7 protein-coding genes and 1 pseudogene are annotated in these 9429 nt (G+C 66.5%); 2 read left to right on the forward strand and 6 right to left on the reverse strand.

Going from position 1 to position 9429, the window contains the following annotated elements; all coding sequences use genetic code 11:
- Positions 1-23: 23 nt before the first annotated feature.
- The 3 genes from ACFHWU_RS24785 to ACFHWU_RS24795 all read right to left on the reverse strand — a co-directional run bounded on the left by ACFHWU_RS24785 (position 24) and on the right by ACFHWU_RS24795 (position 3632).
- Positions 24-1145, reverse strand: a complete 1122-nt coding sequence (locus ACFHWU_RS24785; protein ID WP_416591747.1) for a DegT/DnrJ/EryC1/StrS family aminotransferase — start codon at positions 1143-1145, stop codon at positions 24-26.
- Between the two features lie 23 nt (positions 1146-1168).
- On the reverse strand, positions 1169-2422 hold the full coding sequence (locus tag ACFHWU_RS24790) for an acyl-CoA dehydrogenase family protein (RefSeq protein ID WP_416591748.1): 1254 nt from the start codon (positions 2420-2422) through the stop codon (positions 1169-1171).
- Between the two features lie 451 nt (positions 2423-2873).
- Positions 2874-3632: a phytanoyl-CoA dioxygenase family protein gene (locus ACFHWU_RS24795; RefSeq protein WP_416591749.1), complete on the reverse strand. Its 759-nt coding sequence runs from the start codon at positions 3630-3632 to the stop codon at positions 2874-2876.
- Between the two features lie 201 nt (positions 3633-3833).
- On the opposite strand from ACFHWU_RS24795, the gene ACFHWU_RS24800 reads away from it, so the two are divergent.
- Together ACFHWU_RS24800 and ACFHWU_RS24805 are read left to right on the forward strand one after the other, a co-directional pair.
- Positions 3834-4583, forward strand: coding sequence for an HAD family hydrolase (locus tag ACFHWU_RS24800; protein WP_416591750.1), 750 nt, complete (start codon positions 3834-3836; stop codon positions 4581-4583).
- A gap of 11 nt (positions 4584-4594) precedes the next feature.
- Complete coding sequence (locus ACFHWU_RS24805; RefSeq protein WP_416591751.1) at positions 4595-5497, forward strand: NAD-dependent epimerase/dehydratase family protein; 903 nt, start codon at positions 4595-4597, stop codon at positions 5495-5497.
- Positions 5498-5511: 14 nt separating this feature from the next.
- Here ACFHWU_RS24805 and ACFHWU_RS24810 read toward each other — a convergent pair whose 3' ends face one another.
- From ACFHWU_RS24810 to ACFHWU_RS24820, 3 genes and pseudogenes are all read right to left on the reverse strand, one after another.
- The gene (locus ACFHWU_RS24810; protein WP_416591752.1) at positions 5512-6375 is read right to left on the reverse strand and encodes a glycosyl hydrolase; all 864 of its coding nucleotides are present in this window, start codon (positions 6373-6375) and stop codon (positions 5512-5514) included.
- 142 nt (positions 6376-6517) lie between these two features.
- A complete protein-coding gene (locus ACFHWU_RS24815; protein WP_416591753.1) occupies positions 6518-6766 on the reverse strand; it encodes a LuxR C-terminal-related transcriptional regulator in 249 nt (82 codons plus the stop codon).
- A 1761-nt stretch (positions 6767-8527) separates the two neighbouring features.
- Positions 8528-9401: pseudogene (locus ACFHWU_RS24820) on the reverse strand (IS5 family transposase).
- Positions 9402-9429: the final 28 nt, after the last annotated feature.

The raw sequence follows: 9429 nt of genomic DNA on the forward strand, positions 1-9429 counted from the left end.
TCTCCTACAGTGATACCGGTGGCTCAGAGAGCCGTGAGTACGTCGCGCAGTGCGCCGATCACCTGGTCCTGTACGTCGGTCGGCAAGGACGGGTACATCGGCAAGGAGAAGATTTCACCGGCCACCTGCTCGGTGACCGGCAGCGACCCGACGGCATAGCCGAGCTTCGAGAATCCGGTCATGGTGTGCACCGGCCACGGGTAGCTGATATTCAGCGTGATCCCGCGCCGGTTCAACTGTTCCATGATCGTGTTTCGCTGCGGGTGACGGACCACGTAGAGGTAGTAGACGTGGTCGTTGCCGTCGGCGAGCGTCGGCAGCACGAGACCCGTCGCGCCGGCGACGTCGCCCAGCCCGGCGGCGTAGCGCTCAGCCACCGCGCGGCGTCCGGCGATGTACTCGTCGAGTCGGCCCAGCTTGCGCCGGAGGATCTCCGCCTGTACCTCGTCCAGCCGGCTGTTGTGGCCGGGAGTCTGGACCACGTAGTACACGTTCTCCATGCCGTAGTAGCGCAGCCGGCGCAGGTCGCGGTCAACGGACTCATTGTCGGTGAGTACCGCGCCGCCGTCGCCGTACGCGCCCAGCACCTTCGTGGGGTAGAAGGAGAAGGCCGAGGCGTCGCCGATGGTGCCGGCGAGTCGCCCTCTGTGCCGAGCGCCATGCGACTGCGCGCAGTCCTCCAACACCAGCAGCCCGTGCTCGCGGGCCAGCCGCTCGAGCGGCGCCATCTCCACACACTGGCCGTACAGGTGGACGGGCAGGAGTGCCTTGGTCGCGGGGGTGATCACATCGGATACCTGAGTGGTGTCCATCAGGTAGTCGTCCCCCCGAACGTCCACGAAGACGGGGGTGGCGCCTACGGCGTCGACCGCCAGGACGGTCGGTGCCGCGGTGTTGGCGACTGTGATCACCTCGTCGCCGGGCCCTACGCCCAACGCCTGCAGAGCGAGCTTGATGGCGTTGGTCCCGTTGTCCACCGTGACACAGTGCGGCACATGGTGGTACGCGGCGAACTCACTCTCGAAGCCCTGCACACTGCGACCGAGCACGAGGTTGCCGGACTCGAAGACCGTCTCCACCGCGTCGAGCAGATTGGTCCGCTCCTTCTCGTATTCCGGCAGGTAGTCCCACACTCGGATGGTCATGTTCGCCTTTCTCACGCCGGACTCTAGGCGCGGAGCGCGCGGACGCTCATGTAGTCGTTGTCCCGGTCGGAGCCCAGCGCCTGGCCGCTCAGATACTCGACGCCGTCCACATAGCTGTAAGGCTGCATGAAGCCGCCGGCCCGTACATCGCGATAGAGCCGCGCCAACGGGTGCCGACCGGCGTACGCCTGGCCACCGACCAGTGAGAGGCAGTCGTCGACGACTGCCGGGGCCAGCTGGTTGACGGTCATCTTGGCGTACTGGAACGGCGTCATCATTGCGCGCCCGCGTTCGTCGAGGTCACCGGTCAGGTCGGCGGCGAGGAGATCCGCGTTGAGTAGGGCGGTGCCGGTGACTGCGTGGAGTGCGTACAGCCGGGCGTCGATCTCGGCTACCCGGGTGCGAACGGCGGACGGCGGCTCCGACCAGCGGCGAGCGCACACCTCGACGGCGAGGTCCCGCGCGGCCTGCGCGATGCCGGCGTAGATCCCGAGCATGGTGATCGAGCTGACCGTCTGCCCGGCCAGGACGGCGTCCCGGCGGGCACCGGCCGGCCCGCGCTCGAGGATCCGGTCGGTGGCGACGGGGCAGTTGTGAAAGCTGACGTCGAGGGTGCCGGACGCCCGCATGCCGAGGCCATCCCAGTGCTCGGCGACGGTCAGCCCTGGCGCGTCGCGGCGTACCACCGGTACGGTCAGCAGCACCTGACCGCCGGCATCGCGGCGCTGGGCGTGCACAAAGAAGTGCGTGCCGATCGGCGCCATGCTGACCAGAGTCTTGCGGCCGTTGAGCAGCCAGCCGCCGGAGCCGTCGGCGGTCAGTTCGGTGACCACGCCCGGCGGGTCCTTCAGAGCCCCGCAGATGGCGGCCTCTCCCGTTGCCATGGCTCGCAGCAACCGCTCGGCCAGCGCCCGGACCGGCGGCGGGCCGTGCAGCCATTCGTAGGTGAGGGTGAGCCCGCGGCTGAGCTGAACGTGCAGGGCCAGGGCAGTCGAGGCGTCGGCCTCGGCCAGCCGCCTCAGAGCCACGGCGACGTCGTACAGCCGGTGGACGCCGAGGCCGCCGAGCGCGGCGGGCACCGTCGCGCCCATCAGGCCGAGTTTGGCGAACTGTCCGAACACCTCGACCGGGAAGGCGCCCTCTCGGTCGTTGTCACCGGCCTCCGAGCGGATCTGCGGTAGTACGCCGGTCAGCAGGTCGACCATGGTGTGGCCTTCCGGTGTGATCGGTCCCCGCAGGTCTCCCGCCGCCGAAGAATACGCCGTGTCTGTAGCCATCGCCCGCTTCCGTTTACGCTATTTCGGCCCTGGTCGTGTGCGCACGACCGAAACCACCATTGCATGGCTGCTGGTCGGGTACAAGGTCGATACACAGTGGGCCGCAAATGTGTGGGTACCGGTTAGCGTAGCGCCATCCAGTAGCCAGTGGTGGTAAAGTCTAGTCGTATCACTCGAGCTTTATCCCTAGCAGTTGCCCGGCCTGTGCCAGTGGCCAGGGTGGATATATCTTGGGGTACGGCTCTTTCGGTCGTGAGCGGCTTGGGCTTGACCGGTGGCGTGCTGTCCTGCCGGCGGCGGAGTGCCGTTCCCATCGGAGTGCGGCGGCATCCGGCCCGGCATGACCGTGGTCACCGTGGTCACCGTGGTCGCCGCGAGCGCAACGCGTGGCAGGACGCCGGGGACCGCCTGCCCAGGGCGTGCCTGGCAAGCCGGACCGGCTGGCCGGCGGTCAGGTCTTCTTCAGCCAGGGACGTGGCTCCGGGGCAGCGACTTCGACGGGCCGCCCCATGAAGACCAATACGTACGCCCGCCGCGGCTGGTCCGTTTGGTTCGGCCCGGCGTAGTGCGGTGCACGGAAGTCGTGGATGACCGCCTCGCCGGGTTGCAGCGGACAGGCGACTGCGGTCGAGTCGTCGATCTCGTCCGTCATCAGCCCGTCGATCCGGTCGTCATGGTCGATGTGATGGTGCGGCAGCACGGGTTTCCGGTGGCCACCCGGTATGTACTGCAGACATCCGCTCTCTACGGTGGCGTCATCGAGTGGTGTCCAGACACTCAAGCCTCGCCACGCCCATTTCGGGTCCATGTACGCCTCGTCCTGGTGCCACGGCGTCGGTGCCCCGTAGCGGGGTGGCTTCAGGATGGCATGCCCGTAGAAGTCGAGCTGGTCCCCGGGGATTCCAAGGAAAGCGGAGGCGACGGCCCGGCATCGGGCGAAGTGTGCACTCTGCAGCAATTCGGGGGCATATTTTTCAGGTCGAATTATCTGCGGAAGGCGGGCTGGTTCGGCAATGTCGTTGCGGCCCGCGATGTCTCGGTAGTCGCCGGTATCAGGGGCTGCGTGATCTGCGAAAAGGCGATCGTAGATGCTGCGTAGCCACGCGATCTCCGGGTCTTCGGCAAGTCGGGGAAGAGCGGTGAATCCGTCACGTTTATATGCCTCGATCTGGTGGTCCTCGATTCCGATGTCGATGGTTCCTACACGCATTTGCCCGCCTCCTTGGAATCGTAATTCTGTGACGAACGATACGCGATGGGCCGTCGACTGAACGCGGGTCATCGAGAGATGATGAGGGAAAACCTAGTATTCACTGGTGAAATTCTTAATCTGTCGCCGGAGGCTCGATCGGTCATTACCCGCCATGCGACGATCGCACGGGTACCGTCGTCGACGCGGGAGTGACTGACCATGACCGGATACGGTGCCGTGGCGCTGGATGTCGGCGGGGTCATCTACTATGATGAGCCTTTCGAGCTGGCCTGGCTGCAGGCGACGTACGACCTGTTGAACTCCGCCGGTCCGGCGATCACCCAATCCGCCTTCATCGAGCACGTCGAGCGCTTCTACCGCTCCTCGGCCGATGATCCCGCTGGCCAGACGCTGCTGCATTCGCCGGCTGCGGCGCGAGGCTGGGCGCGGATTCGTAGCGCCTGGCACGAACTCGCCCAGGAGATGCCGGGTGCGGTCCGGACAGCGACGGCGATAGCCCGAGAAGTCCCGACCGTGGTCGTCGCCAACCAGCCACCGGAGTGCGCCCGGGTACTGGACGCATGGGGATTGACCGAAGCCTGCGCGGCGATCTTTCTCGACTCGCTCGTCGGCATCGCCAAGCCCGATTCGGCACTGTTGGGGCTCGCCCTGGAACACCTCGGCGTCGCTCCCGCCGACCTGCTGGTTGTCGGGAACCGGGTCGACCACGACGTACTGCCGGCGCGCGCACTCGGCTGCCCAGTGGCCTTCGTCCTCGCCGATCCGGGCTACCGGCCGCCGCCCGGTGTCCATCCCGACCTGGTGCGGGCGTACACGCTCCTGCGGTCTGCCCGGGCGGTGGCACCGACCGGCGACGACGAACAAGTGTTCACCGTCCCCGCCCTGGCTGCCCTCAGCCACCCGGCGGCTGCCGGTCTGCACCCGGTCGCTCGCACCGAGTCATCGTGACGGGAGTTCAGGTGCGAGAGTGCCCGGCAGCAGTGATCGGTGCCACCGGGTTCATCGGATCCCGACTCGTCACCGAACTGGCGAGCGCGGGCCACCCGGTTGCCCAGTTCAACAGGGCGCACCCGCCGGTGGTCGACGGGCGACCGGCTCCCGGCCTATGCGATGCCGAAATCGTCCTGTTCCTCGCCGCGCGGCTCAGCCCGGCACTGGCCGAGCGGCATCCGGAGCACGTCGTCGCCGAGCGGCGCCTGCTCATCGGCGTGTTGGATGCCCTGCGGCGTTCCGGCCGGTTCCCGGTGTTCGTCCTGGCCAGCTCCGGCGGCACGGTGTATTCCCCGGATGCTTGGCCGCCGTACGCGGAATCGGCGTCAACGAGGCCATCGTCTGCGTACGGCCGCGCCAAACTCCACTTGGAACGGGAACTGCTGGACCACACGGACCACGTCCGTCCGGTGATCCTGCGGCTCAGTAACGTCTACGGGCCTGGTCAGCGCCCTGCGCACGGCTACGGAGTGCTCTCGCACTGGCTGGACGCAGTGGCCAGGCGGCAACCGATCCGGGTCTTCGGCGATCCTGACGTGGTTCGGGACTACGTGCACGTGGACGACGTCGCCGCGATTCTGAAGACGGTGCATCGCCGCACTGCCAGCACCGGCGCACACGGGATTCCTGCCGTGCTGAACGTGGGATCCGGGGCGCCGACGTCACTGGCCGACCTGCTTACCATCGTGACCACTGTGGTCGACCGTCGGATCGAAGTCGTACGGGAGGGCGGCCGCCAGTTCGACGGACGCGGAAACTGGCTGGACTCGTCTCTGGCCCACGCCACGCTGGGCTGGAAGGCTCAGATTGGGCTGACCGACGGCGTGCGCGAGTGCTGGCATCATCTACTCGAACACCAAGTCAACCGGTGACGGCAGTACGCGAGTCAGGTCCGATCCGGTGTAGCCGCCGACTGGCCGGCGCGTCGCCAACTCCATAGCAGCAGACCGTGCAGGACGCCCCAGCCGGTCACGACACCATAGAGGCAGGCCAGCGGCAGGCGCAGGCGGGAGTCCGGGGCGGTCCGGTGCCGGTGCCATTCCTTTCGCAGCCCGGCCCACGCCTGGTTGCGTCCCGACTCGCACCGACCCTGCCAGTACGCCCGTCGCAGCAGGTAGCGCAGGCTCAGCCGGGCGGGGTCCACGTCATGCGTCACAGAGCAGTCCGGCAGCAACTGCTCTCTTGCCCCGGTATCCTTCATCAGCTTGACGAAGGTGGTGTCCTCACCGGATTGCAAGTTGCCACCCGTGCGGCTTAGCGCCAGGTCGAAGTCGAGGCCGTTGGCCCGGGCGAAGGCGGTGTCCACCGCCATGCAGGCGCCCCAGATCTTGATGTCGCGATCGTCTCTGTGCCAGCCGAGCAGGTGGAACTGGCCGGACGTCACGTACCACGGTAGGAGGTGCCGCGGGCGGGCGAGACGGGCGCCGACGACGTGCGCACCTGCCCGTAGGGCTTCGCGGATCGCCGTGACGGCCTTGGCGTCCAGCCGTACGTCGTCGTCTATGAACAACACGTGGTGATTCGGCCAGCGGGCCAACATGAGGTTCCGTGAGGCGGACAGGCCACTAGTGGCGCCGAGAACGTGCATCGTTCCGCCGGCGGCGTTGACCTCGGCTGCGACTAGCTCCGCCTCCGGTGTGCTGGGCCGGTCCAACTGCACGAAGTACTCGTCGCCGGACAGTTGAGCCAGGTTGTGGTGCAGGTGCTTGCGTACGTTTTCGACGTGGAAAGCACATATCGCAACGACCATTGGATGGTCAGACGGTCCCGGTTCTTGGATTTCCATGTTGCTTCGGATCGCCCCCTGCTGACGTGTTTGTCGAGTGGTATGAATAGTAGTGCAGGTCAGTTGCTGCTGGGTTGAGATGCGGTGGAGTGGTCTGTTTGTCGAATCAGTCTAGGGTTTCTCGGTGGACTTCCGGTGGCCATGTTCCGGCTGTGAGGATGCCTAGGTGATAGACCTTCGCGATGAGGGCTGGTCGGTTGGGGACGCGTAGATGCCGCAGTAGCTTGCTCACATGGTATTCAACGCCCTGACGACTCAAGTACACCTTGTTTGCGATGTGTACGGTGCGTTCACCTGCGGCAATGCCCTCGATGATGCGGGCGTCCAATTCGGAGAGCGACAGCTTCAAGCCCATGATCTCATCTCCAATGCACTGTGGGGGTCCGTGTCACAGGCGGTCGATGGGTAGCGCATTGATCCGTGGCAGTTTCATTCAGTCTTCCTGCCGCCTCAATGGCAAATCGATGAAGGCGCGCTTCGACCCGATCGAAGTCGGGGTCGTAGGTGATTCGGCTGTGTGGTCTGGCCTTCGACTCGAGGGTCGATAGGAGTGCATCGTATGACAGTGGTGGTTCGGGAGTATCGGAGGTGCTGTGTGATTGCCGTCAGCTATGGATGCGTTCATCACTTATACTGATGGGTGGCAATGCCGAGTGTTTTGCGTGGGAGTGTGCACCTTGTGCCATCCGAAGCACCCCTTGTCGCCTGAGATCAGTGCGCCGTTGACTTGGCCGATCGCCGCAAGAAGCTGACTGAACGTCTTGCTAGACTAACCGATCGTGCGACTGGTGTCTCGCTCGGATCGGCGGCAATCGGCTGTCGGCTCGGTCGTCGAAGATCATCGGATGGCTGTCTGTCAAACGGATGCGAGCCCGGATGCGCTATTTGATCATGAGAAATCGATATGCGGTGTGGCACTCGTTGCCCTGCTCGGGGCAGCTTTGCCGCTTGCTCTGTCGGCTCCCTGGGCAGGACTCCAGGGGAAGGGGACAGGGCGCACCGCTCTGGTGGTGTGTCACGACGAACCGGTGAGGCTTAGTGAAGCCACTAGCGTCGCGTCATTCGTGCTTTGGCAGTGTGGGAGGCAGGAGGCATGTCAGTGTCAGCGCCGTGGCGGCGGTACGCGGTGTCGTGGTGAGGCCGCATGACCTTGGGTGTCTCGTGGCGAGGTCGCGACGGGCGTCGCGTGTGCTCGGTGGGCGTCTGGTGTGTGCCTGGCGGGCGTCCTAGCTGCGCGTATTTCGCTGGGGGGTAAGGGCCGCAGCTCTCTACCGTGGACCCCACGGGACGTCGTCAGGGCCGTGGTGACGGCTGACATGTGATCCGTGACCGTTCCCATCTACTGACGTCGGCCAGAGGTCGCCAGCAGGCCGAGCGCGGGTGGGTGCGCCTGGCTGCATGAGGCGGTCCATCGCCTGATCTGCGTACGCGCTGGTCAGCTGGCGTTTTCGCTGATCTCTGGGGTGCCCCCGGCGGGGGGCCCAGAGCATCCGCGACAATACCTGACCTGGGAAAACGTGTCCCTGTGGAGATCGTCTGCCGGTACAGCCTGCCGCCGAAGTAGCCCCTGCAGCGGCTACGGGGCCTCGTTCTCGGCCTTGTCCAATGGTTCGGCGTGGCTGGGCGGTGGGTGGTCGGCGAACCACTGGAGTGCCTGTCTCACGGCCGATCCTTGCCTCCGACGTAGCTCCTTTCCGAACTGGCCGTTGCTGTCGACGACGACAAGCTCGATGTGGACGGTAGGTTCTCCGAGGCGGCTCCGACGACGGTTCAGCGGCTGGACCGGGAAGGGTAGCCGGATGACTCGTTCGCGGCTGGGGGTGGTCATCACTCGGGCTCCTCTGCTTGCTCCTGTCCCTCTCAACGAGCCGTCCGCGCTCCCGACGCGTCGTAGCCGGCAGGTTCGGGTCCAATCGGCAAGGCGTACGTTCGGAAGGTGAAGAGGGCATCGGGGCTCGGGCGGCACAGACCCGTGTCCTCGCTGCGACGCCGTGCGTGGGATACCGAGGGCACCGGGTCGGCTGCGGGTACAACGTCCTGGGCTCCGCCCGGATAGTGCGCACCACGGTGCCACTGTGGCGCAGGTGCTAGCGCCTAGGGCGTGTATCAAAGTCGGTCATAGCCACTCGTTGATCGCCGCGACCTGCACGGTGGCCTCGTACCGGACGGCGAGTTTGTCGTAGCGGGTCGCGACGGCACGGTTGCGCTTGAGCCGGTTGATCCCGCACTCGACCGCGTGGCGCTGCTTGTAGATCTCGGGGTCGAAGGCCGGCGGCCTGCCGCCCTTCGACCCCTTCTTCCGGCGGTTGGCGTCCTGGTCGGCCTTCGACGGGATCGTCGCGGCGATACCCCGTCGACGCAGGTAGGCGCGGTTCGCCTTCGACGTGTACGCCTTGTCCGCCAGGACCCGGTCCGGTCGGGTCCGAGGCCGGCCGGACCCGGACCGGGCACCCGGACTCGGTCGAGGGCCGTCGTGAACTGCGGGCTGTCGCCACGCTGCCCGCCGGTCAGCACGATCGACAGCGGCTTGCGGCCCTGCTCACATCCCAGGTGCAGTTTCGTGGTCCGTCCGCCACGGGAACGCCCCAACGCGTGGTCGTCGGGTTCCGACCCCGTACCACCCGGCGGTTCGGCCTGAAGATCCCCCTTTTACGCGCTCCGGCGGCGTGCTGGTGCGCTCGGCTGATCGTGGAGTCAACGGACACGTCCCAGACGATGCGTCCCGCCGCGTCGGCCAGGGTCTGCAGCCTGGTCAGGATCCTGGCCCAGGTGCCGTCGCGCTGCCACCGGCGGAACAGGGCGTACGCCGCCGCCCAGGAGCCGTAGTGGTCCGGGATGTCCCGCCACGGGGCGCCGGCCCGGGTCCGCCACCGGATCGCGTCGATGAGCTGCCGTTTCGTTGATGCGGGCGGCCGGCCCGGCCTCCGTGCGGTGGGTAGGAGAGGCTCCAGGACTGCCCGCTGAGTAGGCCCGGGGCGCGGTGCCGGGATTGCCCCCGGCCCGTCTCCCCGGACCTCT

Source organism: Micromonospora sp. LOL_015, from assembly GCF_048060275.1.
Classification (GTDB): Bacteria; Actinomycetota; Actinomycetes; order Mycobacteriales; family Micromonosporaceae; genus Micromonospora_E.

Excerpts from the sequence above, each read along its gene's own strand:
- ACFHWU_RS24815 (WP_416591753.1), bottom strand. The coding sequence starts at position 6,766 with ATGGGCTTGAAGCTGTCGCTCTCCGAATTGGACGCCCGCATCATCGAG.
- ACFHWU_RS24800 (WP_416591750.1), top strand. The coding sequence starts at position 3,834 with ATGACCGGATACGGTGCCGTGGCGCTGGATGTCGGCGGGGTCATCTAC.
- ACFHWU_RS24810 (WP_416591752.1), bottom strand. The coding sequence starts at position 6,375 with ATGGTCGTTGCGATATGTGCTTTCCACGTCGAAAACGTACGCAAGCAC.
- ACFHWU_RS24790 (WP_416591748.1), bottom strand. The coding sequence starts at position 2,422 with ATGGCTACAGACACGGCGTATTCTTCGGCGGCGGGAGACCTGCGGGGA.
- ACFHWU_RS24795 (WP_416591749.1), bottom strand. The coding sequence starts at position 3,632 with ATGCGTGTAGGAACCATCGACATCGGAATCGAGGACCACCAGATCGAG.
- ACFHWU_RS24785 (WP_416591747.1), bottom strand. The coding sequence starts at position 1,145 with ATGACCATCCGAGTGTGGGACTACCTGCCGGAATACGAGAAGGAGCGG.